25 protein-coding genes are annotated in these 26,836 nt (G+C 63.7%); 6 read left to right on the top strand and 19 right to left on the bottom strand.

Translation table 11 applies throughout. From position 1 onward, the window contains the following. Positions 1 to 70: 70 nt before the first annotated feature. From atuE to PCLY_RS09380, 4 genes are all read left to right on the top strand, one after another. Positions 71 to 871 (top strand): isohexenylglutaconyl-CoA hydratase, encoded by an 801-nt coding sequence (gene atuE / locus PCLY_RS09395; protein ID WP_061239040.1) that lies wholly within the window; start codon positions 71 to 73, stop codon positions 869 to 871. 99 nt (positions 872 to 970) lie between these two features. Next, complete coding sequence (locus tag PCLY_RS09390) at positions 971 to 2,959, top strand: acetyl/propionyl/methylcrotonyl-CoA carboxylase subunit alpha (protein WP_061239039.1); 1,989 nt, start codon at positions 971 to 973, stop codon at positions 2,957 to 2,959. A 108-nt stretch (positions 2,960 to 3,067) separates the two neighbouring features. After that, the gene (locus PCLY_RS09385; protein ID WP_061239038.1) at positions 3,068 to 3,892 is read left to right on the top strand and encodes an SDR family oxidoreductase; all 825 of its coding nucleotides are present in this window, start codon (positions 3,068 to 3,070) and stop codon (positions 3,890 to 3,892) included. A gap of 202 nt (positions 3,893 to 4,094) precedes the next feature. Then, complete coding sequence (locus PCLY_RS09380) at positions 4,095 to 5,921, top strand: long-chain-acyl-CoA synthetase (RefSeq protein ID WP_061239037.1); 1,827 nt, start codon at positions 4,095 to 4,097, stop codon at positions 5,919 to 5,921. A gap of 45 nt (positions 5,922 to 5,966) precedes the next feature. Here PCLY_RS09380 and PCLY_RS09375 read toward each other — a convergent pair whose 3' ends face one another. The 8 genes from PCLY_RS09375 to PCLY_RS09340 all read right to left on the bottom strand — a co-directional run bounded on the left by PCLY_RS09375 (position 5,967) and on the right by PCLY_RS09340 (position 13,206). Next, positions 5,967 to 6,305 carry a hypothetical protein gene (locus PCLY_RS09375; protein WP_231740137.1) on the bottom strand — a complete coding sequence of 113 codons (339 nt, stop codon included), beginning with the start codon at positions 6,303 to 6,305 and terminating at the stop codon, positions 5,967 to 5,969. A gap of 228 nt (positions 6,306 to 6,533) precedes the next feature. After that, complete coding sequence (locus tag PCLY_RS09370) at positions 6,534 to 7,223, bottom strand: hypothetical protein (protein ID WP_061239035.1); 690 nt, start codon at positions 7,221 to 7,223, stop codon at positions 6,534 to 6,536. Then, on the bottom strand, positions 7,220 to 7,792 hold the full coding sequence (locus PCLY_RS09365) for an RNA polymerase sigma factor (RefSeq protein ID WP_061239034.1): 573 nt from the start codon (positions 7,790 to 7,792) through the stop codon (positions 7,220 to 7,222). Before PCLY_RS09365 ends, PCLY_RS09370 begins: the two co-directional genes overlap by 4 nt. Continuing rightward, the gene (locus PCLY_RS09360; RefSeq protein WP_061239033.1) at positions 7,789 to 9,477 is read right to left on the bottom strand and encodes a vWA domain-containing protein; all 1,689 of its coding nucleotides are present in this window, start codon (positions 9,475 to 9,477) and stop codon (positions 7,789 to 7,791) included. Before PCLY_RS09360 ends, PCLY_RS09365 begins: the two co-directional genes overlap by 4 nt. A gap of 87 nt (positions 9,478 to 9,564) precedes the next feature. Then, positions 9,565 to 11,010: an aminotransferase-like domain-containing protein gene (locus PCLY_RS09355; RefSeq protein ID WP_061239032.1), complete on the bottom strand. Its 1,446-nt coding sequence runs from the start codon at positions 11,008 to 11,010 to the stop codon at positions 9,565 to 9,567. A 190-nt stretch (positions 11,011 to 11,200) separates the two neighbouring features. Next, positions 11,201 to 12,013, bottom strand: coding sequence for an OmpA family protein (locus PCLY_RS09350; protein WP_061239031.1), 813 nt, complete (start codon positions 12,011 to 12,013; stop codon positions 11,201 to 11,203). Then, the gene (locus PCLY_RS09345; RefSeq protein ID WP_061239030.1) at positions 12,013 to 12,363 is read right to left on the bottom strand and encodes a DUF4398 domain-containing protein; all 351 of its coding nucleotides are present in this window, start codon (positions 12,361 to 12,363) and stop codon (positions 12,013 to 12,015) included. Before PCLY_RS09345 ends, PCLY_RS09350 begins: the two co-directional genes overlap by 1 nt. Positions 12,364 to 12,372: 9 nt before the next feature. Further along, on the bottom strand, positions 12,373 to 13,206 hold the full coding sequence (locus PCLY_RS09340) for a substrate-binding periplasmic protein (protein ID WP_061239029.1): 834 nt from the start codon (positions 13,204 to 13,206) through the stop codon (positions 12,373 to 12,375). A 113-nt stretch (positions 13,207 to 13,319) separates the two neighbouring features. Here PCLY_RS09340 and PCLY_RS09335 point away from each other — a divergent pair, with 113 nt between their 5' ends. Further along, entirely contained in the window at positions 13,320 to 14,246 is a 927-nt protein-coding gene (locus tag PCLY_RS09335; RefSeq protein WP_061239028.1) for an alpha/beta fold hydrolase, read from the top strand. Positions 14,247 to 14,309: 63 nt separating this feature from the next. Here PCLY_RS09335 and PCLY_RS09330 read toward each other — a convergent pair whose 3' ends face one another. Together PCLY_RS09330 and PCLY_RS09325 are read right to left on the bottom strand one after the other, a co-directional pair. After that, on the bottom strand, positions 14,310 to 15,239 hold the full coding sequence (locus PCLY_RS09330; protein ID WP_061239027.1) for an electron transfer flavoprotein subunit alpha/FixB family protein: 930 nt from the start codon (positions 15,237 to 15,239) through the stop codon (positions 14,310 to 14,312). Further along, on the bottom strand, positions 15,240 to 15,989 hold the full coding sequence (locus tag PCLY_RS09325) for an electron transfer flavoprotein subunit beta/FixA family protein (protein WP_061239026.1): 750 nt from the start codon (positions 15,987 to 15,989) through the stop codon (positions 15,240 to 15,242). Positions 15,990 to 16,314: 325 nt separating this feature from the next. Here PCLY_RS09325 and PCLY_RS09320 point away from each other — a divergent pair, with 325 nt between their 5' ends. Then, positions 16,315 to 17,979 carry an electron transfer flavoprotein-ubiquinone oxidoreductase gene (locus tag PCLY_RS09320; protein WP_061239025.1) on the top strand — a complete coding sequence of 555 codons (1,665 nt, stop codon included), beginning with the start codon at positions 16,315 to 16,317 and terminating at the stop codon, positions 17,977 to 17,979. 86 nt (positions 17,980 to 18,065) lie between these two features. On the opposite strand, the gene PCLY_RS09315 is transcribed toward PCLY_RS09320, so the two are convergent. The 9 genes from PCLY_RS09315 to truA form a co-directional block, all read right to left on the bottom strand. Beyond that, positions 18,066 to 18,842, bottom strand: a complete 777-nt coding sequence (locus tag PCLY_RS09315; RefSeq protein WP_061239024.1) for an SDR family oxidoreductase — start codon at positions 18,840 to 18,842, stop codon at positions 18,066 to 18,068. Positions 18,843 to 18,844: 2 nt separating this feature from the next. After that, on the bottom strand, positions 18,845 to 20,056 hold the full coding sequence (locus PCLY_RS09310; RefSeq protein WP_061239023.1) for an O-succinylhomoserine sulfhydrylase: 1,212 nt from the start codon (positions 20,054 to 20,056) through the stop codon (positions 18,845 to 18,847). Positions 20,057 to 20,168: 112 nt separating this feature from the next. Next, positions 20,169 to 21,677, bottom strand: a complete 1,509-nt coding sequence (gene purF, locus PCLY_RS09305) for an amidophosphoribosyltransferase (protein ID WP_061239022.1) — start codon at positions 21,675 to 21,677, stop codon at positions 20,169 to 20,171. Positions 21,678 to 21,752: 75 nt separating this feature from the next. After that, positions 21,753 to 22,274, bottom strand: coding sequence for a CvpA family protein (locus tag PCLY_RS09300; protein WP_061239021.1), 522 nt, complete (start codon positions 22,272 to 22,274; stop codon positions 21,753 to 21,755). A gap of 82 nt (positions 22,275 to 22,356) precedes the next feature. After that, on the bottom strand, positions 22,357 to 22,974 hold the full coding sequence (locus tag PCLY_RS09295) for an SPOR domain-containing protein (RefSeq protein ID WP_061239020.1): 618 nt from the start codon (positions 22,972 to 22,974) through the stop codon (positions 22,357 to 22,359). 15 nt (positions 22,975 to 22,989) lie between these two features. Further along, a complete protein-coding gene (folC, locus tag PCLY_RS09290; protein ID WP_061239019.1) occupies positions 22,990 to 24,267 on the bottom strand; it encodes a bifunctional tetrahydrofolate synthase/dihydrofolate synthase in 1,278 nt (425 codons plus the stop codon). Continuing rightward, positions 24,264 to 25,148 carry an acetyl-CoA carboxylase, carboxyltransferase subunit beta gene (gene accD, locus PCLY_RS09285; protein ID WP_061239018.1) on the bottom strand — a complete coding sequence of 295 codons (885 nt, stop codon included), beginning with the start codon at positions 25,146 to 25,148 and terminating at the stop codon, positions 24,264 to 24,266. The genes folC and accD overlap by 4 nt, the downstream gene beginning before the upstream one ends. 139 nt (positions 25,149 to 25,287) lie before the next feature. Further along, positions 25,288 to 25,920: a phosphoribosylanthranilate isomerase gene (locus tag PCLY_RS09280; protein WP_061239017.1), complete on the bottom strand. Its 633-nt coding sequence runs from the start codon at positions 25,918 to 25,920 to the stop codon at positions 25,288 to 25,290. 45 nt (positions 25,921 to 25,965) lie between these two features. Next, a complete protein-coding gene (gene truA, locus PCLY_RS09275; RefSeq protein WP_061239546.1) occupies positions 25,966 to 26,829 on the bottom strand; it encodes a tRNA pseudouridine(38-40) synthase TruA in 864 nt (287 codons plus the stop codon). Positions 26,830 to 26,836: the final 7 nt, after the last annotated feature.

The following is a 26,836-nucleotide window of genomic DNA, read 5'->3' as shown; positions in this document are numbered from 1 at the left end:
CGTGATCCACCCTACGCACTGAAATGCCATTGTCGTGCGGCGGGTTTCACCCGCCCTACCGAGGTATGCGATGAACGACCTGCCCCACTGCGAAACCCTGCTGCTGAATCTCGACGCTGGCGTGCTGCACGTCACCCTCAACCGCCCGGACAGCCGCAACGCCATGAGCTTGGCAATGGTCAGCGAACTGCGCGCGACCCTGGAAGCGGTGCGCCATGATCCGAACGTGCGCGCCCTCGTGCTGCGCGGCGCCGGCGGCCACTTCTGCGCCGGTGGCGACATCAAGGACATGGCCGGCGCCCGCGCCAAGGGGGGCGACGCCTACCGCGAGCTGAACCGCGCCTTCGGTGCGCTGCTGGAAGAGGCCCAGGCCACGCCGCAGGTACTGGTTGCCGTGCTGGAAGGTGCCGTACTCGGCGGCGGTTTCGGCCTGGCCTGCGTGTCCGACGTGGCCATCGCCGCCAGCGGCTGCAAATTCGGCCTGCCGGAAACCACGCTGGGCATCCTCCCGGCGCAGATCGCCCCCTTCGTCGTGCAGCGCATCGGCCTGACTCAGGCGCGCCGCCTGGCCCTGACCGCCGCCCGCTTCGACGGAGCCGAAGCCCTGCGCCTGGGCCTGGTGCATTACTGCGAAAGCGATGACGCCGCCCTGCAGCAGCGCCTGGCCGAAACCCTGGAGCAGATTCGCCAGTGCGCGCCACAGGCCAACGCCCAGACCAAGGCCCTGCTGCTGGCCAGCGAAAGCGAAGCCCTCGGCCCGCTGCTCGACCGCGCCGCCGAACAGTTCTCCGCCGCCGTCACCGGCGCCGAGGGTGTCGAAGGCACCATGGCCTTCGTGCAGAAACGCAAGCCAAAGTGGGCTGCCAATTAACCCTGTGGGAGGGGCTTTAGCCGCGACATGTAGCCCCCACACATGCCAGAACACCGTAGCCCGGATGCAATCCGGGGATCGCCCCACAGGAGCACGAAGATGCCCGCATTCAACAAGATCCTGATCGCCAACCGCGGCGAGATCGCCTGCCGGGTGATGCGCACCGCCGTCGAGCTCGGCTACCGCACCGTGGCGGTGTACTCCGAGGCTGATGCCGACGCCCGCCACGTACAGCTCGCCGACGAAGCGGTGTGCATCGGCCCGGCCCAGGTCAACCAGTCCTACCTGCGCATCGAGGCCATCATCGAGGCCGCGCAAAAGACCGGCGCCGACGCCATTCACCCCGGCTACGGCTTCCTCTCCGAGAACGCCGACTTCGCCCGCGCCTGTGAAGCAGCCGGCATCGTCTTTATCGGCCCAACCGTGGACGCCATCCACCTGATGGGCAGCAAGCGCCTATCCAAGATCGCCATGCTGGAAGCCGGTGTGCCCTGCATTCCCGGCTACGAAGGCGCCGCCCAGGATGACGACACCCTGGCCAGCGAGGCCGAGCGCATCGGCTACCCGCTGATGATCAAGGCCAGCGCCGGTGGTGGCGGTCGCGGCATGCGCCTGGTAGAGGAATCCGCCGAACTGCTGGGGCAGATCCGTACCGCCCGCTCGGAGGCGCAGAATGCCTTCGGCTCCGGCGAGCTGATTCTCGAACGCGCGGTGATCCGCCCACGCCATGTCGAAATCCAGGTCTTCGGCGACCAGCACGGCAACATCGTCTACCTCGGCGAGCGCGACTGCTCGGTGCAGCGTCGCCACCAGAAAGTGGTCGAGGAAGCGCCCTGCCCGGTGATGACGCCCGAACTGCGCCGCGCCATGGGCGAGTCGGCGGTCAAGGCTGCAGCCTCGGTCAACTACGTCGGCGCCGGCACCGTGGAATTTCTGCTCGATCAGAGCGGTGAGTTCTTCTTCCTGGAAATGAACACCCGCCTGCAGGTCGAACATCCGGTCACCGAACTGATCACCGGGCAGGATCTGGTGGCCTGGCAGATTCGCGTAGCGGAAGGCCAGCCCCTACCGTTGCAGCAGGAAGAAATCTGCCTCAGCGGCCACGCCATGGAGGTGCGCCTGTACGCCGAGGATTCGGCCGCTGGCTTCCTGCCACAAACCGGCCAGGTGCTGCGCTGGGAGCCCGAACTGCTGACTGGCGTGCGCATCGACCACGGCCTGGTCGAGGGCCAGGCCATCACCCCCTTCTACGACCCGATGCTGGCCAAGGTCATCGCCTATGGCGCAACCCGCGACGAAGCCCGGCGCAAGCTGGTGCGCGCCGTCGAGCAGTGCGTGCTGCTGGGCGTGAACGGCAACCAGCGCTTTCTCGCCAACCTGCTCAAGCACCCGCAGTTCGCCGCCGGCAACGCCACCACGGCCTTTATCGCTGAGCATTTCGAAGGTGACCCCAGCCTGCAGCCGCATAGGGCCAGCCTGGCTGAACTGGCCATCGCTGCCGCCCTGCTCTACCAGACCTCGGCCAGCGCCCGCGCGCACCAGCCCGGCCTGTCCGGCTGGCGTAGCGCCGGCAGTGCGCCCTGGCGCTTCGTCCTCAAGCAGGGCGAGCACAAGCACGCCGTGGAACTGGACGTGATCACCAGCGGCCAGCAAGCGCAGCTGTGCGTGCGCCGGGGCGAGGAGCAAGTGTCCTTGCGCCTGCTGGCCAGCGATGGCCGCTGGCTGACCCTGGAACTGGACGGCGTGCGCCGCCGCCAGGCCTACCACATCGAAGACAAGCGCCTGTGGCTGTACGCTGAGCACGGCAACCTGGAGCTGCTGGACGTCACCCACGAACCAGCCGGCGGGCAGAGCGCCGCCAGCAGCGGCGCAGTGAAGGCACCGATGGATGGCGCCATCGTCGAGGTGCTGATTGCCGAAGGCGCCAGCGTCAGCAAGGGACAACTGCTGCTGGTGCTGGAAGCAATGAAGATGGAGCACCCGCTCAAGGCGGGCGTCGACGGCATCGTTCGTCGCGTTGGTGTGAGCCAGGGCGACCAGGTGAAGAATCGCCAGCTGCTGGTGGAGATCGAAGCTGCAGAGGCTTGATATATCGCTGTGGGAGAGGCTTTAGCCGCGAGCGTCGTTCATCGCGGCTAAAGCGGATCGCCGCCCGGCCCTTCCCACGCCCCCATAACAACAAGAAGGAGCACGCCCATGTCACTTTCCGGCAAAACCCTGTTCATCACCGGCGCCAGCCGTGGCATCGGCCGCGAGATTGCACTCAAGGCCGCCGCCGATGGCGCCAATATCGTCATCGCGGCCAAGAGCGCCGAACCGCACCCGAAACTCGAAGGCACCATTTTCAGCGTCGCCGCCGAGGTCGGAGCAGCAGGCGGCAAGGCCTTGGCGCTGCAGCTGGATGTGCGTGACGAAAAGGCCGTGGCGGCGGCCATGGCCCAGGCCGCCGAGCATTTCGGCGGCATCGACGCGCTGGTCAACAATGCCGGAGCGATCAAGCTGGTGGGCGTGGAGAAGCTCGAAGCCAAGCGCTTCGACTTGATGTACCAGATCAACACCCGTGCGGTGATGGTCTGCAGCCAGGCGGCCCTGCCTTATCTTAAAAAAAGCGCGGGCGGGCATATCCTCAACCTCTCCCCGCCGCTCAACCTCGACGCCAAGTGGTTCGCCCAGCACGGCCCCTACACCGCCACCAAGTACGGCATGAGCATGCTCACCCTGGGCATGAGCGAGGAGTTCAAGAAGTACGGTATCAGCGTCAATTCGCTGTGGCCGAAGACCATGATCGCCACCGCCGCCATCGAATTCGAGCTGGGCAGCCGCGATGCCTTCAAGCGCGCGCGTACCCCGGCGATCATGGCCGACGCGGCTCACGCGATCCTGGCCAGCGAGGGTCGCAGCATCAGCGGGCGCCTGCTGGTCGACGAGGACATCCTGCGCGAACAGGGTGTCAGCGACTTCGAGCAGTACCGCTTCGATCCCGCAGGCGGCAGCCTGGTACCCGATCTGTTTATCGATTGAGCACTGCTGCCCCCTTCGTAGCCCAGATGCAATCAGGGGATTGGCTTTCTCGATCCCCTGATTGCATCTGGGCTACGCCTTAGTGGGCGCGGCCTATTTGCCGATCTGCCCTCGCCCGCATGCGCCAGGGCCATGGCTGCGCCCAGCCAGGCTGACTAGAGTCAGGGCTCGCCTCCAATTCATGACACCAAGTGCGAGCCCCATGAGCCAAGCCGATCTGATTTCGCCCTTCCGCTTCCTGGCCCATCTACCGCAGCACCTGCCGCGTGTGCCGCGCATGCTGCGTGGCCTCTACTACGCCGGCATCCGCAACCGCGAGAAGAACCTGTCACTGGCCTGGGCCCTGCAGCGCGCCGCCGAACGCTACCCCGAACGCCCGGCGCTGATGGATGAAAACCGCCAGCTCAGTTACCGCGCCTTCAATGCCTGGGCCAACCGCCTGGCCTGGACATTCAAGGCCGAGGGTGTCGGCCATGGCGACGTCGTCGCGGTGATGCTGGAAAACCGCCTGGAACTGCTGGCGATCCTCGCTGCGCTGAGCAAGCTCGGCGCGGTCGGCGCCCTGATCAACACCACCCAGCGCGGCAAGGTGCTGGCGCATAGCTTCAACCTGGTCAAACCCGGCTTTCTGGTGATCGGCGACGAACTGCGCAGCGACTTCGAGGAAATAGCGGCGCAGCTACACGAACAGCAGGCTCGCCGCTACTGGATCGCCGACCAGGACTGCCTGCACGACCCGGGCCAGGCGCCAGACGGCTGGTTCAACCTCATGCAGATCGCCAGTGGACAGGCCGAGGACAACCCGCCGGACAGCCTGCGCGTACGCATGAAGGACGCCTGTTTCCTGATCTACACCTCCGGCACCACCGGCCTGCCCAAGGCCTCGATCATGAGCCACGGCAAGTGGATCAAGGCCTACGGCGGCTTCGGCCATTCCGGCCTGACCCTGAGCGAACGCGACGTGCTCTACCTCACCCTGCCCTGCTACCACAACAACGCCGTCACCGTGTGCTGGAGCGCGGTGCTGGCCGGGGGCGCGGCCATCGCTTTGCGCCGCCGCTTCTCCGCCAGTGCCTTCTGGAGCGACGTCGCGCGTTATAACGCCACCTGCTTCGGCTATATCGGCGAATTGTGCCGGTACCTGCTCAACCAGCCCGTGCACCCCGCAGAACGGGGCAACAGCCTGCGCTGCATGATCGGCAACGGTCTGCGCCCGTCGATCTGGGCCGAGTTCAAGCAGCGCTTCGGCGTCGAGCAGATCACCGAGTTCTATGCCTCCAGCGAAGGCAACATCGGTTTCACCAACGTCTTCAACTTCGACAACACGGTGGGCTACACCCCGGCCACCTACGCCATCGTCCGCTACGACCTGGAGAACGACCGCCCCCTGCGCGGCAGCAACGGTTTTCTGCAGAAGGCCGACAAGGGTGAAGCCGGTCTGTTGATCAGCGAGATCAGCGCCAAATGGCCGTTCGACGGCTACACCGATCCGGCCAAAAGCGAGTCGGTGATCCTGCGCGACGTATTCAAGCGAGGTGACGCCTGGTTCAACACCGGCGACCTGATGCGCGACATCGGCTGCAAGCACGCGCAATTCGTCGACCGCCTCGGCGATACCTTCCGCTGGAAAGGCGAGAACGTTTCCACCACCGAGGTAGAAAACGTGCTCGGTGCCTTCCCCGGCGTGGAGGATGCGGTGGTCTATGGCGTGGAGATTCCCGGCACCAACGGCCGCTGCGGCATGGCCGCGCTGCGCCTGGCGCCCGGCTGCGAACTGGACGGCACGGCACTGGCCAGCCATCTCGACGCGGAGCTGCCGGCCTACGCCGCGCCGCTGTTCATCCGCCTGCTCGGCGAGGTGGAAACCACCGGCACCTTCAAGTACAAGAAAACCGATCTCAAGCAGGCCGGCTACGCCCCGAACCTAGTCGACGGGCCGCTCTACGTGCGCCTGCCGGGTTCGGCGAGCTTCCAGCCGTTGGATGCCGACACGCATACGGCCATCGAACTGCAGGTGCATCGGTTCTGACGCGAAAGTACGCAACGCGCAGAAGACACGCCGTGACTCGGCGCCCTACTGCTTGAACTCGAACTGCAGCTCGGCGCCCTCGATGGAATCCCAGTAATCGTCCACTCGCACGTTGTTGATCAACTTGCCGCTGATCTGGAACGGGCTGACATCCTCGGGTTTCTCACCGAACAACGGTGGCAGCAATGGCGAGATTTCTTCCTGGGTTTCGCTTTCCAGCGCCTGCTCGAATAGCTCCTGCGGGACGCTCAGATCCAGCGCCAGCTTCGACTCGGGCAGCGCCGGTTTGGAGGACGGCGTAGCAGCGGGCTTGGGCTTGGCAGCGACGCTCGGTTTGGCGGGCGATGCTGCGGGTTTCTCATCGACCACCTTGAGCGCTGTCACGGGCTCGGCCTTGGCAGGCTCGGCAACGGCGGCAGGCTCAGCGGCCGCTTGCGGTGCTGGTACGGACTGCTGCGCAATAGGTTCAGGTGTACGCTCGCAAGCGCTCAAGCAACCCAGACACAGCAACAGGAAAATGGTTTTACGTATCATCGGACTAAGGCAGTTTGATCAGTAACGCGCCCATGCTCCTCCGCCTGGGCGCGCCTGACAAGCCGACTTACACGACTTTTACCTCTTGCTTCCTGCATCGGGCTGCTCGGCCGCCAGGTGGGCGAGTTCGGCCTCGACATCCAATTGCGGATAATCGGCCTTGAGCTGCTCCAGCAGCCGCTGCGCCTGCTCCTGCTCGCCCGCCCTGCGCAGCTCCAGCAACCGTAGCAACGCCTCGCGCGGCTCGCTCTGCATCACCAGCTCGGCCATGGGCGCAAGCGCGGCAGCACTGGCCATCGGAGCATCGGCCATCGCCGCCTGCGGCGTCGAGCGTGCCATTTCCTCACTCCTCATGCGCGCCTGCGGTGCGGCCATACGCGCTACCGATTCGCTCTCGGCAGCGCGCTTGGCTGCCATCGGCGCAGGCGCCGGTGCAACGGGGCTCATCACCACGCTGGGCGGCACGGCATCGAAGGCATCTGGCGTCTGCTCCAGTGTGCGCCAGGTCAGGCTGACGCCGATACCGACACAGGCCAGCCCGGCTATGGCCACCGACCAGCGCTGACGGCCACTGCCGAACAGCCAATGGTGCAGACGCTGCGCCCAACCAGCTTCCGCGCTGTCGGGTCGATGCGCGTTGCCGGCCGCCGCGCTGGCAGCCGCCAGAATGCGTGCATCGAGCTCAGCCGAGGGCTCACCGCTGCCATGGGCACGGAAATGCGCCAGCAGCGCCTGTTCGTGATCCAGTGGTTCTCGTTCATGGGTCATGCGGACAACTCCTCGGTGGCCAGCAGCCGGCGCAGCTTCTGCAGGGCATAGCGCAAACGGCTCTTGACCGTCTCGGCCGGCGTGCGGGTCAACTCGGCAATCTCGTTCAATTCCAGGTCGCCATGGGCGCGCAGCAGGAACACTTCGCGCTGATCTTCCGGCAGGTCGGCCAGCGCCGCCTGCAGCCGCTCCCTCTCGCGACTCAGGCTCCAGTGCTGCTCGGGGCCCGGTTGCGAGTCGGCCTGGGCATGCAGGCCCTCATCGTATGGGTCATGCCCAGCCTGATGGCGGCCCGCCTTGCGCCAGTGATCGATCAGGCGGTTACGCGCAATCTGGTACAGCCAGGTCTTGAACAGCACCGCCTCGCGCTGCTCGCTCTGACTGCGTACCAGGCTCATCCAGGTCTCCTGGAACACTTCCTCGGCCAGGGCGTGATCGCCGCACAGGCCGAGCAGAAAGCGAAACAGGCCCAGTCGGTGGCGCTGGTAAAGCAGGTTGAAGGCCGCGGCATCGCCGCGGCGGTAACGCCGCAGCAAGGCGGCGTCGTCATCCGTGAAAGGTGCGTTCACTGCTGAACTCGTGCGGGAGTGGAAGGCGGAGTGTGCAGGCTCTGGGCGATTTCGGCCAGTTGGATGAACTCGCCACGCAGCCCGAAGCGATCCTCGCCCTTGGCCGAGCGCGCCAGCTCGATGCTCTGCGCCAGGTCGAAGTCGCCGGTGTAGCGCCCGTCCTTGAGTTGCTGGGCGAAGGCCGCGACCGCCGCCGCAAAGCGCAGGTCCTCACTGGCAGACGCGACCGCTTTGGCCTCAGCACGCGCGATGGGCCGCTCCAGCAGACGGCTGGCCGCCTCGCCCGGGGCCTTGTAACGAATCCGCAGCCAGGCCAGTTCGCCGCTCTTGCGCGCGGGCTGAGCGCTCACCTGATAGCGCAGCGGCTCCAGCCAGCCCTTGCCGCCAGCCGGGACGATCTCGTAGAGCGCGGTGACGGTATGCCCGGCGCCAATGTCACCGGCATCGACCTTGTCGTTGCTGAAGTCCTCGCGCTTGAGCGCCCGGTTCTCGTAGCCCAGCAGACGGTACTCGCTGACCTCGGCCGGGTTGAATTCCAGCTGCAGCTTCACGTCGCTGGCCACCGTGGCCAGGGTCGAGCCGAGCTGATCGACCAACACCTTGCGCGCCTCACGCAGGTTGTCGATGTAGGCGTAGTTGCCGTTGCCGGCATCGGCCAACTGCTCCATCAGGCGTTCGTTGTAGTTGTCCACGCCGAAACCCAGGGTGGTCAGCGAGACGCCGCTCTTGCGCTTGTCGGCCGCCAGTTGCTTGAGGCTGTCGAAGTCGCTGATGCCGACATTGAAGTCACCATCGGTGGCCAGCAGGATGCGATTGATGCCGCCGTCGATCATATGCTTGCGCGCCTGCTGGTAAGCCAGCTGAATGCCGGACTCCCCCGCCGTCGAACCGCCGGCGCTGAGCTGATCGATGGCCGCACGAATCTTCGCTTTGTCGCTGCCGGGCGCGGAATCCAGCACCACCTGACTGTCACCGGCATAGGTGACCAGCGACACGCGATCCTGCGCGCGCAATTGATCGACCAGCAGCTTCAGGGTGCCCTGCACCATCGGCAGCCCTTCACGACGATGCATCGAACCGGACACGTCGACCAGGAACACCAGGTTGGCCGGCGGCAACTCCTCGACGCTGCGATCCGACGCCTTGATGGCGATACGCAGCAGGCGCGTCTGCGGGTTCCATGGCGTCACCGCCAACTCGGTGCTGACACCAAAGGGCACATCACCTTGCGGCAGCGGGTAGTCGTAGGGGAAGTAGTTGACCAACTCTTCCAGGCGCACGGCGTCCTTCGGCGGTAGCTGCCCGCCATTGAGGAAGCGCCGCACATTGGCGTAGCTGCCGGTGTCGACGTCGATGCTGAAGGTGGACACCGGCGTCTCGGCGACGGCGAATACCGGGTTGTCGGCATAGGCCTGGTACTGCTCGCGCGACTCGTCACGGTAGCCTGGCGGCAAGGTGTCGGCGATGGGCGCGGGGGCATAGGCCATCGACGCCATGCGCTTGTGACTGGCCTCGGCAGTTACGGGCGCGGCCACGCGTTCACGCAGCAGAGAGGTCGCCGGCGACACGCTGGTCTTGGCCTCAGGTTCCGGACCCGAGGCACTGCAGGCGGCGAGCAGCAGCAAGGCACCAGCCGAGAAACCGGCGGCGAACGGACGAACGAATAGCGGGCAATGAGCGAACATGGTGCAGCTCCTGAGCAATGGTACGAAACCTTCGCTCAGGTAGACGCAACCCTGTGCCGAAGCGGGTTAAACCGCGACGCTTTTTTCTCAGCCTTCCCAGGCAGTGCCCGTCTCCTGGCACAACTGCGTGGCCAGCATGCCCAGGGTCATCAGCGCCCTTTCGGCCTCACGGTTCCAGGGGATACCGCAGTTGAGCCGCACACAATGGTTGAACTGCTCGGTATTGCTGAAGATCAGCCCCGGTGCGATGGAAATGCCCTGCTGCAAGGCGCGAACGTGCAGATCCTTGGTGTTGACCCGCGCCGGCAGGCTGACCCAGAGGATGAAACCGCCCTTGGGCCGGGTCATCTGCGTGCCGACCGGGAAATACTGCTGCACCGCCAGCTGGAACGCGCTGAGATTCTTGCGGTACTCCTGACGGATATGCCGCAGGTGGCGGTCATAGCCACCATTTTCCAGATACGCCGCCACCGCCATCTGGGTAACGCTGCACGCCGAATGGGTGGAAAAGGTCTGCAGGCGCTGAATCTCGTCCTGGTACTTGCCGGCGACGATCCAGCCGATACGCACACCCGGCGACAGCGTCTTGGAGAAACTCGAGCAGTAGATCACCCGACTGTCGCGGTCATGGGACTTCAACGACTTGGTCGGCCCCTGCTCGAACATCAACTCGCCGTAGATATCGTCCTCGACGATCTGGAAATCGTAATCGCCAGCCAGGCGCAGCAACTGACGCTGACGCTCCTCGGGGATGGTTCCGCCCAGTGGGTTGGACAGCCGCGCCGTCAGTACCAAGGCCTTGATCGGCCACTGGTTGGCCGCCAGTTGCAGGGCCTCCAGGCTGATGCCGGTAGTCGGGTCGCAGGGGATCTCGATGACCTTGAGTTCCAGCAGATCGGCCAACTGCAGCAGGCCATAGTAGGTCGGCGACTCCACCGCGATCAGATCGCCCGGCTTGGTCAGCACGCGCAGGCTCATCTGCAGCGCATCGACGCAGCCGTGGGTGATCACCACCTCGGACGGATCGACCACCACGCCGGCATCGCGCATGCGAATCGCCACCTGGCGGCGCAGCGGCTCGAAACCAGGGCTGAACATGTAGCTGAACGCACGCGGGCTGTGAAAGCGGGTGACCTTGGCCAACTGCTGGTGCAGCGCACGCACCGGCAGGTAGTCGACATGCGGCACCGCAGCGCCCAGCGGAAATACTCCCTCGCGACGCGACTCGGTGAGCACCTGGTTGATGATGCTGGCGCGGGTGACCAGCCCCGGGCGCTCCACCCTGGCGATATCCGGCGTCGGCGCGGTCAGTGCGGGGGTTTGATGCACGTAGAAACCGGACTGCGGCCGGGCGCGGATCAGGCCCTGGTCTTCGAGATTGGCATAGGCCTGCAACACCGTGGCGTGGCTGACGTTGAGCTGCGCACTCATCTTGCGCACCGAGGGCACCCGCTCACCCGGCTGGTAGACACCACGACGAATATCCTCGGCCAACTGTTGGGCGATGCGTTGGTAAAGCAACAGATTGGTCATGGCCGGGTCCTCGGGTTCACTGAACCATAACAGTAATCTATTGCTACATAATTGTACCGGCACAGATAAAACAATTTTTCGCCCGCAGCACTGTGCCGGATGGCGACGTCCTCACGCCGCCCCCATCGCCCCTCGATTCAGAGCACAAAAAAGCCCCGGACCATGCCGGGGCTTCTTATGCGGCGGACATTCAGCGTTCAGCGCCGAGCTGGCCTCGCTCGTCGGAGAAGACGATCTCCACCCGCCGATTCTGCGCCCTGCCACGGGCGGACGCATTTTCCGCGACAGGGAAGTCGACGCCGTAACCGGCCACCTGAATACGCTTGGCATCCACGCCCAGGTCGACCAACAGGTCGGCCACGGCCTGAGCCCGCGCGCGGGACAGCTCGAGATTCTCGGTAGCATCGCCAGTGTTGTCGGTGTAGCCCTCGATCCGCACCCGGCGCTGCGGGTTGATCTGCAGGAACTGCACGAGCTTGAGCACCGTGCGGTTGGCTGCCGGCTGCAGATCAGCGCGGCCGGCATCGAACAGCATGTCGCCCAGGGTCATCACCAGGCCGCGCTCGGTCTCGCTGGTGGCAAGACTGACCATCTGTTCTTCCAACCAACCATTGTGCTGCTGCACGCTCATCAGCTTGGCCTCGCGCAACGTCAGTTGCAGACGCTGGCGCTCCAGCTCGAGCTTCGCCGCGCGCTCCTGACTGAGACTGATATCGCTGTGCTGCCGGGCAATCGCGGCATAGCGCTGACTGAGGTAAGCGTAATGACGCACATCGTCGCCACTGCCCCAGTAGCTGGACAGGCGCTCGGCACGGGCCAGCGATTCGCCTGCGCGAATCACGTCCTTGGGCGCTGCACGCAGGACGCTGGGGTCTTCCTTGACCGACTGGAAGCTCAGACGCGCCTCTTCCAGCGCCTGCTCACTCGCCACCTGATTGGCCGCACAACCACTGAGCAAGACACCGATCAGCGCCAGGCTGCCCAGGTTACCGAAAACCTTCATCACATGGCCCCCAGCTGCTGGCGCAGGCGGCCGATACGCAGATTGAGTTCGTTCAACTGCTCCCGCCCCTTGGCGTTGAGGTGCTCGGCCTCGGCCAGGCGCGCGTCCAGTTCGGCCTGTTCGGCGAGCTGGCGCGCCTGCTTGTTTTCATCGTCCTGCATGGCGGCCTGGGCCTGCACGAACTTGTCCTCAGCCTGGTGCAATGACTCGGATTGCTCGCTGACCACACCAAGGGACTTGGTCTGCGCCAAGGCCTGTTCGGTCAGCCGCAGCTGTTCGGTAGGCGCGGGGTCGCTGGCGCAGGCCGTCAAGCCCAGCGCCAGCAGCAAGGGAAGGGTTCGATTGATCACGAAAATTTCCTACTGAGTGACGTCGCCAACCGGGTCGGGCTGCATCTGCTGTGCCTTCCAAAGCTCGAGATTGCTTTGCAGGAGTTGCTCAGGCAGGCCGGCGGAGACCATTTCTGTCATCTTGCGAGCGAGCTGTCCGCGCAACCAGGGTTCGTTGCAGGCCGAGTTGTGCGACAGGGTGAGGTAGAGACCTTCACTCGAGATCGGCGGATCCAGCACCTCGAGGTCATCGTCCATACCCAGCGTTTCGGCTAGCGCCAGGCCGGGATAGTGCTCATAAAGCACATAGTCGGTGCGGCCGAGCAGCAGCTTCTGGAACGCCTGAGTCAGGCTGGAAACGCCCTCCAATGTCAGGTTTTCCTTGGCAAAACTGTCGAACTGCTGACCGAAGCTGTTGCCCACCAGGGTATCGCCCTTGTGCCCCTGCAAGTCGATCCAGCTGCCATAGGGGAAGGCTTCGTCCTTGCGCACCCAGACCACGCTGGGGGTGAAGAAGAAAGCCGGATGCACGTAATCCATGTGCTCCAGACGCGGCAGGGTGACAAAGGCGCCGGCGAGCAGATCGACACGGCCGGTGCGTACTTCGTCCTGCGCCCTTGACCAGGGGCCGGTGTAAATCACATCGATCACAACCCCAAGCTCCTTGGCCAGGTGCTTGAGCAGGTCGGCGTTGGCCCCGATCAGTTGCTGCGGGTTCTGCGGGTCACGCCACAGGTAAGGCGGATACTCCGGGTTACCGGTCGCCACCAGGCGCTCGCATTTACCAGCGGCGAAGCCAACCGCCGGCATCAGGACCAAAGAGCCCCACAGCAACAACGACTTAAACGGACAACGCTTAGGCATCGGCTACTCTCGGTTCATGCGTTGATCGGCAGGATGACGAAGCACCCCGGAAACCTTCTGTGTTCATGCTAGCTTAATGGCGCTGCCATAATAATTAGCGATAAGGACGCGCCATGAAAAAACTGCTGCTCTCGCTACTGGTGCTGCTACTGACCAGCAGCGCAATCCTTTACTTCGCTCCCGCGACTCAGCTCACGGCCCTGCGCCTTCTGGAGCGGGAGCGCGCCGGCCTGAGCCACGAGCAGCTACGTGTCGGCGATCTTAACATTCATTACTACCGGGGAGGACCGAGCACGGCCGAAACCCTGGTACTGATCCATGGCTTTGCAGCAGACAAGGATAACTGGCTGCGCTTTTCCCGCCACCTGAGCAACGACTACCAGGTGATCGCGCTCGATCTGCCAGGCTTCGGCGACAGCGACCATCCGGCCGGCAGTTATGACGTCGGCACCCAGGCCGAGCGCCTGGCCAGCATTCTCGAAGCGATGGGCATCGACAAAGCCCACCTGCTGGGCAATTCAATGGGCGGGCATATCGCCGCACTCTACGCGGCCCGTTATCCGCAGCGTGTCAGTTCGCTGGCCCTGTTCGACAATGCCGGCATCGACGCCCCCCACAAGAGCGAACTGTTCCAGCTGCTGGAGAGCGGCGCTGCCAACCCGCTGGTCGTGCGCAGCCCGCAAGACTTTCAGCGCCTGCTGCAGTTCGTCTTCGTCGAGCCACCCTATCTGCCGGAGTCGCTCAAGCAGTATTTGGCCGAGCAGAGCATGGCCAACGCAGCGCACTACGATCAGGTTTTCCAGCAACTGGTCGAACGCTACATTCCCCTCGAACCCGAGCTGCCCAAGATCCAGGCACCCACCTTGCTGCTGTGGGGCAGGCAGGATCGCGTGCTGGATGTATCGAGCATCGACGTCATGCAGCCGCTACTGGCCAAGCCCAGCGTGGTGATCATGGATAACGTCGGTCACGCACCGATGCTCGAACGCCCCGAAGAAAGCGCCCGGCTCTACCGCCGTTTTCTCGACGGTCTGAAGTGACGGATTCGCAGGCAATAAAAAACCCGCTCATCAGAGCGGGTTTTTCTGCAGCGGGAAAGCGGTTTAGACCAGCTTTTCCAGCTCCGGTACGGCTTCGAACAGGTCAGCAACCAGACCGTAGTCTGCCACCTGGAAGATCGGAGCCTCTTCGTCCTTGTTGATCGCAACGATCACCTTGGAGTCCTTCATACCGGCCAGGTGCTGGATCGCGCCGGAAATACCGACGGCGATGTACAGCTGCGGCGCGACGATCTTGCCGGTCTGACCGACCTGCATGTCGTTCGGTACGAAGCCGGCGTCGACCGCAGCGCGGGAGGCGCCGACAGCTGCGCCCAGCTTGTCAGCCAGGGCATAAAGGTGCTTGAAGTTGTCGCCATTGCCCATGCCACGGCCGCCGGAAACGACGATCTTGGCAGCGGTCAGTTCCGGACGATCGGACTTGGCCAGTTCTTCACCGACGAAGGACGACTTGCCGGCATCGGCCGGGCCGGAGACAGCCTCGACAGCAGCGGAGCCACCTTCGGCAGCAGCGGCGTCGAAACCGGTGCTACGTACGGTGATCACCTTGATGGCAGCACTGGACTGCACGGTAGCGATGGCGTTACCGGCATAGATCGGACGCTTGAAGGTGTCGGCGCTCTCGACCGAGATGATCTCGGAGATCTGGTCGACATCCAGCGCAGCGGCGACGCGCGGCAGGATGTTCTTGCCGTTGCTGGTAGCAGCAGCCAGGATGTGGCTGTAGCTCTTGCCCAGCTCGGCTACCAGCGGCGCGACGTTTTCCGGCAGTTGGTGCTCGTAGGCAGCGTTGTCGGCAACCAGAACCTTGGCCACGCCAGCGATCTTGGCAGCAGCTTCGGCCGCAGCGCCAGCATTGGCACCGGCTACCAGAACGTGAATGTCGCCACCGATCTTCTGCGCCGCAGCAACGGTGTTCAGGGTAGCGGCAGCCAGAGCGGCATTGGTGTGTTCAGCGATAACCAGGATAGTCATTTAGATTACCTTCGCCTCGTTCTTCAGTTTCTCGACCAGTTCAGCCACGGACTTGACCTTGATGCCAGCGCTGCGGGCAGCCGGCGCTTCGACTTTCAGGGTCTTGACGGTGGAGGCGGTGGAAACGCCCAGAGCATCCGGGGTAACGGTTTCCAGCGGCTTCTTCTTGGCCTTCATGATGTTCGGCAGCGACGCGTAACGCGGCTCGTTCAGGCGCAGGTCGGTGGTGACAATCGCCGGCAGGTTCAGCGCAACGGTCTGCAGACCGCCATCGATCTCACGGGTGACGTTGACCTTGTCGCCGGCCACCTCGACCTTGGAAGCGAAGGTGCCTTGGCCGAAGCCAGTCAGGGCGCCCAGCATCTGGCCGGTCTGGTTGTTGTCGCTGTCGATGGCCTGCTTGCCCATGATGACCAGCTGCGGCTGTTCCTTGTCGACCACTGCCTTGAGCAGCTTGGCCACGGCCAGGGAATTCAGCTCGTCAGCGGACTCGACCAGAATGGCGCGGTCGGCACCCAGAGCCAGCGCGGTGCGCAGTTGCTCCTGAGCGGTAGCCGGGCCGATGGTGACGACAACGATCTCGCTCGCCACGCCCTTCTCCTTCAGGCGTACGGCTTCTTCCACGGCGATTTCGCAGAAGGGGTTCATGGACATCTTGACGTTGGCGAGGTCGACGCCGCTGTTGTCCGCCTTGACGCGAACCTTGACGTTGTAGTCAACCACTCGTTTGACAGCTACAAGAACCTTCATGGATTCCTCGTTACTCTCCGGTGAATAAGAATGTCGCCCAGGCGAGCCTGGCCAGTGATGCAAAATTGGCCGCAACCAACCTTTCAGCTCAGACGGCGAGCGCAAAACCGCCCGTATCTTGACCCCGCGGCCTGGCCCGGTCAATACAGCGAACCGGCCGGTCATCCGCGATGTAGTACGATTCTAACAGGCCTACAGAAAATTCAAACAAACGTTTGTATTGGCCCGCTGAGAGGGTGTAGATATAATGCCCACGCCGTGCTTAGGGAGCGAGCCGCGCCCTCCCCCTATAAAACATCGAAGAGCCTTGAGTAGGAGATAGCCTGTGGAACGCGAATTTATGGAGTTCGACGTCGTCATCGTCGGCGCCGGCCCGTCCGGACTGTCCGCCGCCTGCCGACTGAAGCAGAAAGCCGCTGACGCGGGCCAGGAGATCAGCGTCTGCGTGGTCGAGAAAGGCTCCGAAGTTGGCGCTCACATCCTCTCCGGTGCGGTCTTCGAGCCGCGCGCCCTGAACGAACTCTTCCCCAACTGGAAAGAGCTTGGCGCCCCGCTGAACACCCCAGTCAAGCGCGATGACATCTATCTGCTGCGCGACGCTGACAAGGCTACCCGAATTCGTGACTTCTTTGTGCCGAAAACCATGCACAACGAAGGCAATTACATCATTTCCCTGGGCAACCTGTGCCGCTGGCTGGCCCAGCAAGCCGAAAATCTGGGCGTGGAAATCTACCCGGGTTTCGCCGCTCAGGAAGCACTGATCGACGAGAACGGCGTAGTGCGCGGCATCGTCACCGGCGACCTGGGTGTCGACCGCGAAGGCAATCCCAAAGAGGGCTACTACACCCCCGGCATGGAACTGCGTGCCAAGTACACCCTGTTCGCCGAGGGCTGCCGTGGCCATATCGGCAAGCAGCTGATCAACAAGTACAACCTCGACAGCGAAGCCGATGCCCAGCACTACGGCATCGGCATCAAGGAAATCTGGGACATCGATCCGGCCAAGCACGACCAGGGTCTGGTGGTACACACCGCCGGTTGGCCGATGGACATCATGGGCACCGAGAACACCGGCGGCTCCTTCCTTTATCACCTGGAGAACAACCAGGTGGTAGTCGGTCTGATCATCGACCTGTCCTACGCCAACCCGCATCTTTCGCCGTTCGACGAGTTCCAGCGCTACAAGCACCACCCGGTGATTGCCCAGTACCTGGAAGGCGGCAAACGCGTTGCCTACGGTGCTCGCGCCATCTGCAAGGGCGGCCTGAACTCGCTGCCGAAGATGGTCTTCCCCGGTGGCGCGCTGGTCGGTTGCGACCTGGGCACCCTGAACTTCGCCAAGATCAAGGGCAGCCACACTGCGATGAAGTCCGGCATGCTCGCCGCCGATGCCATCGCCGAAGCGCTGGCAGCCGGCCGTGAAGGCGGCGACGAACTGACCAACTACGTCGATGGCTTCAAGGCCAGCTGGCTGTACGACGAACTGTTCCGCAGCCGCAACTTCGGTGCAGCCATCCACAAGTACGGCGCCATCGTCGGTGGCGGCATCAACTGGCTGGACCAGAACATCTTCGGCGGCAAGGCGCCCTTCACCCTGCACGACAACAAGCCGGATTACGCCTGCCTGAAGCCGGCCGCAGAGTGCACGAAGATCGCCTACCCGAAACCGGACGGTAAACTGAGCTTCGACAAACTGAGTTCGGTGTTCCTTTCCAACACCAACCACGAAGAAGAACAGCCCTGCCACCTGAAGCTCACCGATCCGAGCATTCCGCTGGCGAAGAACCTGCCACTGTACGACGAACCGGCGCAGCGCTACTGCCCGGCTGGCGTGTATGAGGTGGTGACTCAGGAAGACGGCGAGAAGAAGTTCCAGATCAACGCGCAGAACTGCGTGCACTGCAAGACCTGCGACATCAAGGATCCGGCGCAGAACATCACCTGGATCGCCCCGGAAGGCACTGGCGGCCCGAACTACCCCAACATGTAATTCGGCGCGGCATGAAAAAGGCTCCTTCGGGAGCCTTTTTCTTTATGGCAACTGCAGCCGCAGCTGCCGGTGTCGAGCCGCCACGCTCAATCCTGATAGATCATCTTGCGGCTCATGCCGCCATCGATGACGAACTCCTGGCCGGTGACGAAACCGGCCGCATCGGAGAGCAACCAGGCCACCTGCGCCGCGACATCCTCCACGGTACCGACACGACCGACCGGGTGCTGTGCATGATCGAACACCGACAGCGGCTCGAGGCGCTGCTGCGACGGATCACGGGCATCGATCCAGCCCGGGCTGACGCAATTGACCCGCACCTCCGGCCCCAAGCTGACCGCCAAGGCATGAGTGAGCGCCACCAGGCCGCCCTTGCTCGCGGCGTAGGCCTCGCAATCGGCTTCGGACTGACTCGCACGCGTCGAGGCGATGTTGACGATGGCGCCGCGATGACCGCGCAGGTAAGGCGCGCAATGCTTGGCCAACAGCATCGCGCCGGTCAGGTTGACCGCCAGCATGCGGTTCCAGCGCTTGAGATCGAGCGACTCCAGCGGTGCCGTGTGGGGATCGGAGAGCGCCGCATTGCATACCAGCGCATCGAGACGACCGAACTGACCGAGCACCTCGGCGACTCCGACACTGACCTGATCTTCCTTGGCCACGTCCATGGCCACGAACCAGGCACTATCACCCAGCGCACGCGCCACCCTGGAACCACGCTCACGGTCGACGTCAGCCAGCACCACCTGCCAGCCCTCGGTGATCAGCCAGGCACTGATGCCCAGACCAATGCCACGTGCAGCGCCGCTGACCAGTGCAACGCGCCCATTATTGGGCGTGTCGTCGTTACCCCACTCGAACATGCTCAGAGTGCAGCCAAGCCGCGCGCCAGATCCGCCTTGAGGTCTTCCAGCTCCTCCAGGCCCACGGCAACGCGAATCAGGCTGTCGCTGATCCCCGCATTGGCACGCTCCTGCGGAGTCAGCCGGCCATGCGATGTGGTGGCCGGGTGAGCGATGGTGGTCTTGGTATCGCCCAGATTGGTGGTGATCGAGATGACACGGGTGCCATCGATGACCTTCCAGGCCGCCTCACGCCCGCCCTTGACCTCGAAACTGACCACCGCACCAAAGGCGCTTTGCTGCTGCTTCGCCAGTTCGTGCTGCGGATGACTGGGCAGGCCAGCGTAGTAGACACGCTCGACCTGCGGCTGCTGTTCCAGCCACAGCGCCAACTGCAGCGCGCTCTCGCTCTGCGCACGCATGCGGATACGCAGCGTTTCCAGGCCCTTGACGAACATCCAGGCGTTGAACGGGCTCAGGGTCGGCCCAGCGGTCCGCAGGAAACCGACCACTTCCTTCATCTGCTCGCTGCGACCTGCTACCACTCCGCCCAGGCCGCGGCCCTGGCCATCGATGTACTTGGTCGCCGAATGCATGACGATGTCGGCGCCGAGCTTCAACGGCTGTTGCAGCGCGGGCGTGCAGAAGCAGTTGTCCACCGCCAGCAACGCACCCTGCGCATGGGCTATTTCAGCCAGGGCAGCAATATCCACCAACTCGGCCAATGGATTGGACGGCGACTCGACGAACAGCAGCTTGGTATTGGGTTTGACTGCAGCCTGCCAAGCCTGCAGATCGGCCAGCGGCACATAATCGACTGCGATGCCGAAACGCTTGAGGTACTTCTCGAACAGGCTGATGGTCGAGCCAAATACGCTGCGCGACACCAGCACATGGTCGCCGCCACTGCACAGGCTCATGACGATGGCGAGGATCGCCGACATGCCCGAAGCGGTGGCCACCGCCTGTTCGGCGCCTTCCAGTGCCGCGATGCGCTCCTCGAACGTGCGCACGGTGGGGTTGGTGTAGCGCGAATAGACGTTGCCCGGCACTTCACCGGCAAAACGTGCGGCGGCATCAGCCGCCGTGCGGAATACATAACTGGACGTCAGATACAGGGCTTCGCCATGCTCCCCTTCCGGCGACCGGCGCTGGCCGGCGCGAACCGCCAGAGTGTCGAAGCCGACGCCATCCAGATCGCTGTCGAGCCGGCCCGCTTCCCATTCCAGTGTCATCTCTCTACCTCACGAATAAGTAGCCCGGACGCAATCCGGGAACTTCAGTGTGACATTCCCCCGGATTGCATCCGGGCTACGACCGAGGGCAGGCGTCCCCTGCCCCCGTGCATCAGTTGTTGTACAGATCGATGATCGCGCTGACCGCCTGCGACTTGGCCTTGCTGGCATCGTTGCGCGCCTGCTCGATCCTGTCCAGGTAGGCCTCGTCGACGTCACCGGTCACGTACTTGCCGTCGAACACGGCACAGTCGAAGTTGTCGATCTTGATCTTCTTGCTGCCGCTGACCGCTTCGATCAGGTCAGACAGATCCTGATAGACCAGCCAGTCGGCACCGATCAGCTCACAGACCTGTTCGGTGGTCCGACCGTGCGCGATCAACTCATGCGCGCTGGGCATGTCGATGCCGTAGACGTTCGGGTAGCGCACTGCCGGAGCGGCCGAGCAGAAGTAGACGTTCTTCGCACCCGCCTCGCGAGCCATCTGGATGATCTGCTTGCAGGTGGTGCCGCGCACGATCGAGTCGTCCACCAGCATCACGTTCTTGCCGCGGAACTCCAGCTCGATGGCATTGAGTTTCTGCCGCACGGATTTCTTGCGCGCGGCCTGGCCAGGCATGATGAAGGTACGGCCGATGTAGCGGTTCTTGACGAACCCCTCGCGGAATTTCACGCCGAGGTGGTTGGCCAGCTCCAGCGCTGCGGTGCGGCTGGTGTCGGGAATCGGGATGACCACGTCGATGTCGTGATCCGGACGCTCGCGCAGGATCTTGTCGGCCAGCTTCTCACCCATGCGCAGACGCGCCTTGTACACCGAGATACCGTCCATGATCGAGTCCGGGCGCGCCAGGTAGACGTGCTCGAAGATGCACGGCGCGTACTTCGGGTCGGTCGCACACTGGCGGGTGTACAGCTTGCCTTCTTCGGTGATGTAGACCGCCTCGCCCGGGGCCAGGTCGCGAATCAGGGTGAAGCCCAGTACGTCCAGCGACACGCTTTCCGACGCGATCATGTACTCCACGCCCTCGTCGGTGTGGCGCTGACCGAATACGATCGGGCGAATGCCGTTGGGGTCGCGGAAGCCGACGATGCCGTAGCCGGTGATCATCGCCACCACGGCGTAACCACCCAGACAGCGCTCATGCACGTGGGTGACGGCGGCGAACACGTCTTCCTCGGTTGGCTGCAGCTTGCCGCGCTGGGCCAGCTCGTGGGCAAACACGTTGAGCAGCACCTCCGAGTCGGAGTTGGTGTTCACATGGCGCAGGTCGGACTCGTAGATCTCCTTGGCCAACTGCTCGACGTTGGTCAGGTTGCCGTTGTGCGCCAGGGTGATGCCGTAGGGCGAGTTGACGTAGAACGGCTGCGCCTCGGCCGAGCTGGAGCTGCCAGCCGTCGGATAGCGCACGTGGCCGATGCCCATGTGGCCGACCAGGCGCTGCATGTGGCGCTGCTGGAAGACATCGCGCACCAGGCCGTTGTCCTTGCGCAGGAACAGGCGACCATCATGGCTGGTGACAATACCGGCAGCATCCTGGCCGCGGTGCTGGAGGACGGTCAGCCCGTCATACAGCGCCTGATTGACATTCGATTTACCGACGATACCGACGATGCCACACATGTGCCACGACCCCTGCTAGATAATTCAGGCTAATTCAGCGACCGACGCAGCGGTTAATCCGCATCGGCCACTCTTTTAAAGCAGATCGGCTGGGTGAGCCGCTCCACCGCTAAACCACTGATCGGACCACCCCAGAATGAGGTTCTTCGACCAGTCGGCGACCATCAGAAAATGCGGCACCAGTTGCGACTGCTGCCACCATGTATCTTGTTCAACCGGCGCCAGGCTGATCAGGCCTACCAGCAGCACGACCAGCAAGCCACCGCGTGCGGCGCCGAATACCATGCCGAGAAAACGGTCGGTACCGGACAAGCCTGTCACACGGATCAGTTCGCCAATCAGGAAATTGACCAGGGCGCCCACCAGCAAGGTGGCGATGAAGAGAATGGCACAGGCTGCAATCACCCGTGCAGAAGGCGTTTCGATAAATTCGACGAGATGCTGGGCCAAGGCGCCACCGAACATCCAGGCGACCACACCCGCGATGATCCAGGTCAGCAGCGACAGTGCTTCTTTGACGAAGCCGCGCTTGAGACTGATCAAACTAGAAATGGCGATGACGGCGATGATCGCCCAATCGACCCAGGTGAATACCACGGTGCGGCCTACCAGCGGAAAAGGCGGAGCATTTTAGCAGAGCCCGGCGATTGGAGTAACCGGGCTTTGCAAAGTCCTAAGCTCAACCCGCTTCAGGCTGAAAGCGCACCACAAAACCGCTGAGCTTGTGCTGGCGATTGAGCTGATCACGCAGGCGCTCGGCCTCGGCGCGCTCGATCAGCGGGCCGACGAACACGCGATTCATGCCATCGAAGGTACGGATATAGGCGTTGTAGCCCTGACTGCGCAGGGTTTTCTGCAGATTCTCGGCACCACTACGGCTGGACAGACTGGCCAGCTGCACCGACCAGCTGATCGGCAGGCTGTTGGCATCCAGACGTGCGTCAGGCTTGGCCGGCGTCGCGCTGGCTACTTGCTCGGTCTTGGCCGGCTCGGGCTTGCTCGGCTGAGCAGCAGGCGGCGGGGTTGCCTTGGGCTGCTCAGGGACTTCGACGACCTGAGGCTCGATCTCATCGACCGGCACAGGCTCCTGCGGCAATGCTTCGGGCTCGACCACATCGGCAGGCTCGACGACGATTTCGGCAGCGACCGGCGCCTGCGGCATTGCCGGAGCGTCCACCACCACGCGCCGCATCTCGTCCTCGCGCGACAGCAGCATCGGTACGAATATCACCGCCAGCGCGACCAGCACCAGAGCACCGACCATGCGCTGCTTGAGCCCCTTGTCCAGCATTGCCATCCCCCAATCCCCTTATCAAGCCGGGCGGGCCAGCCAATCCAGGGCCTCGGCCACGCAGAAAAACGATCCAAACAACAGTATTTCGTCACCCTCGGCAGCCAGCTCGCACTGCGCCTCCAGCGCGCTACGCACGCTCGCGTGCAGCACCGCCTGCGCGCCCTGCCCTCGAAGATGCTCGGCCACCTCAGCGGCGTCGCGTGAGCGCGGTGTATCGAGCGGCGCCACGGCCCAGCCAGCGACCTGACTCAACAGCGGTGCCACGACACCAGGCAGATCCTTGTCGACCAGCAAGCCGAACACCGCCCAGCGCTTTCCGCTCAGTGGACGACTCTCCAGGCGCTGCGCCAAGTAGTCGGCCGCATGGGGATTATGCCCAACATCGAGCAACAGCGTGAGCGACTTGCCTCGCCAATCCAGCGTGCGGCGATCCAGCCGACCCACCACGCGAGTGGCGAGCAGGGCCTGAACGATCTGCCGGTGATCCCATGGCAGCGGCAGCAGTGCGTAAGCCTGCAACGCCAGAGCGGCGTTTTCCATCGGCAGGTCGAGAAGCGGTAGCTGCTGCAATCGCAGCATGCAACCGCGCTCGTCGAGCCCATGCCAGGACCAGTCCTGTGCGCCCACGCTCAGGTCATAGTCGCGACCGCGCAGAAACAGAGGCGTGTCCAACATCGCCGCCTGCCCCAGCAATGGCTGCGGAGGGTCGAGGTCACCACACAACGCCGGCTTGCCGAAGCGCATGATCCCGGCCTTTTCGAAGGCGACCGACTCTCGGGTATCGCCCAGCCAGTCAGCGTGGTCCAGACCAATACTGGTGATCAGTGCCAGATCGGCATCGACCAGGTTCACCGCATCCAGGCGCCCACCCAGGCCGACCTCGAGCACCACGGCGTCGAGCTGAGCACGCTCGAGCAACCAGAAGGCCGCCAGCGTGCCCATCTCGAAATAGGTCAGGGAAATCTCGCCACGCGCCGCCTCGACCGCGGCAAAGGCCTGGCACAGCTCTTCGTCGCTGGCTTCATAGCCATCCACGAGCACGCGCTCGTTATAGCGCAGCAGATGAGGAGAACTGTAAACGCCGACGCGCTGCCCCTGGGCAGCGATCAGGCTGGCGAGAAAGGCACAGGTAGAACCCTTGCCGTTGGTGCCGGTGACCGTGACCACCAGCGGCGCAGGCTTGCCCAGCCCCAGGCGCCGCGCCACCTCGCGCGAGCGCTCCAGGCCCATTTCAATGGCCGTGGGATGCAACTGCTCGAGGTAGGCGAGCCACTCGCCCAGGCTACGTGCGGTCATGCAGTGGCCGGCAGGGAAACCGGAGAGGGGCGGTTCATCATCTGCGAGAGCAGACGCGCCAGGCGCGGACGCAGCTCGCTGCGCGAGATGATCATGTCGATCGCACCATGCTCCAGCAGGAACTCGCTGCGCTGGAAGCCTTCCGGCAGCTTCTCGCGCACGGTCTGCTCGATCACGCGCGGTCCTGCGAAACCGATCAGCGCCTTCGGCTCGGCGACGATGACGTCACCGAGCATTGCCAGACTGGCGGAAACGCCGCCATATACAGGGTCGGTCAGCACGGAGATGAACGGCAGGCCTTCTTCACGCAAACGCGCCAGAGCGGCGGAAGTCTTGGCCATCTGCATCAGGGAAATCAGCGCTTCCTGCATGCGCGCACCGCCAGAAGCGGAGAAGCACACCAGTGGGCAACGCTTCTCCAGTGCGACGTTGGCCGCCTGGACGAAACGCTCGCCGACGATGGCGCCCATGGAGCCACCCATGAAGGAGAACTCGAACGCGCACACCGCGATCGGCATGCCCTCGAGGGTACCGCTCATGGAGATCAGCGCGTCCTTCTCGCCGGTCTGCTTCTGCGCACCAGCCAGGCGATCCTTGTACTTCTTGCTGTCGCGGAACTTCAGGCGATCAACCGGCTCCAGGTCGGCGCCGATCTCCTCACGACCATCGGCATCGAGGAACAGGTCGATGCGAGCGCGAGCACCGATACGCATGTGGTGATTGCACTTGGGGCAGACGTCGAGCGTCTTTTCCAGCTCAGGACGATAGAGCACAGCATCACAGGACGGACATTTGTGCCACAGGCCCTCGGGCACAGAGCTCTTCTTCGCCTCGGAACGCATGATCGAGGGAATGAGTTTGTCTACCAACCAGTTGCTCATGCTGTCATTTCTCCATAACCGTTGGTTCGGATGAACGCCTCGTCATGAAACGTCCATCTCCAGCAATTTTTTTTCTGCCGCATCCAGCACCCGCCGCAGCGGGCCATGGCGGCGTGACAGGCTAATTGACGGCCCCGCCTCAATCGCCGTCACATTGCGTGTCACGCACCGCCTGCACGAATGCGTGAATCTTGCCTGCATCCTTTATGCCTTTACTGGCCTCGACCCCGCCGCTGACGTCGACAGCATAAGGTCTGACCTGGCGAATCGCCGCCGCGACATTGCCGGCATCGAGACCACCGGCCAGAACGATGGACCTGCCAGAGTCCTGCGGCACCAGCGACCAGTCGAAAGCCGCACCAGTGCCACCAGGCACACCTTCGACGAAAGTGTCGAGCAAGATGCCTCGTGCACCAGCGTAGGGCGCCATCAGGGCCGCCACGTCCTCACCGGGGCGCACACGCAGCGCCTTGATATAGGGACGGGCGTAGCCTTCGCAATCAGCGGGCGCCTCGTCACCGTGGAACTGCAGGAGATCCAGCGGCACCTGCTGCAACACAGCCCGCAGGGCTTCACGCGGCATGTCGACGAACAGACCGACGCAGGTCACGAACGGCGGCAGGGCCCGAACGATCGCTAGGGCCTGCTCGACGCTGACGGCACGCGGGCTCTTGGCGTAGAACACCAGACCAATGGCGTCGGCGCCCGCCTCCACAGCGGCCAGCGCATCCTCAACCCGGGTAATGCCGCAAATCTTGCTGCGCACGCGCATTCGTTTCACACCCTCGTATGTCGAACGCCGGATGGTAACAAAGGCTCAGCCCCGCCGCACATCCGCGAGACCGGAGAGAAAATGCGGGCCGAGATAACGTGACGGCAGGTCGAACTCCTCTGGGTACTCCACCTGCACCAGATAGAGCCCATAAGGATGAGCGGTCACGCCACCACTGCGGCGCTCCGCGCGCGCTAGCACTTCGCTGATCCACTCAACTGGCCGTTCGCCCGCGCCAATGGCCATCAACACACCGGCGATGTTGCGCACCATGTGGTGCAGGAAGGCGTTGGCGCGAATATCCAGCACGATGAAACAACCGTGCTCGATCACTTCCAGGTGGTGCACGGTTTTGATCGGCGACTTGGCCTGGCACTGACCGGCGCGGAACGAGCTGAAATCATGGGTGCCGACCAGCGCTCGGGCTGCTTCACGCATGCGCGCCACATCCAGCGGCCGATGATTCCAGGTCACCTCTTCGGCCATGTGCGCCGGGCGAATCGGATCACTGTAGATCACGTAGCGATAGCGCCGGGCCATGGCACTGAAGCGCGCATGAAAATGCGCCGGCATCACCTTGGCCCAGGTCACGCTGATGTCCTTGGGCAGGTTCAGATTGGCCCCCATGATCCAGGCATGTAGCGGCCGCTCTACGCAGGTGTCGAAATGCACCACCTGGCCACTGGCATGCACCGATGAATCGGTTCTCCCCGCACAGTGGATAGTGACTGGCGCCCCACCCGCCACCTTGGACAGCGCGTCCTCCAGGCAACCCTGAATAGACGCGACATTGCCACGCTGACGCTGAAAGCCGCGATAACGCGCACCCCGGTATTCAAGACCAAGGGCAACTCTGGAAAAGCCAGCGGCCGCCATTTCGGCGGCCGCTACAGGTACTGCTTGAGACATGGAATCG

The organism is Ectopseudomonas composti (assembly GCF_001567565.1).
GTDB classification, from domain to species: domain Bacteria; phylum Pseudomonadota; class Gammaproteobacteria; order Pseudomonadales; family Pseudomonadaceae; genus Aquipseudomonas; species Aquipseudomonas composti_A.
This window is presented reverse-complemented; position numbering and strand designations above follow the sequence as displayed.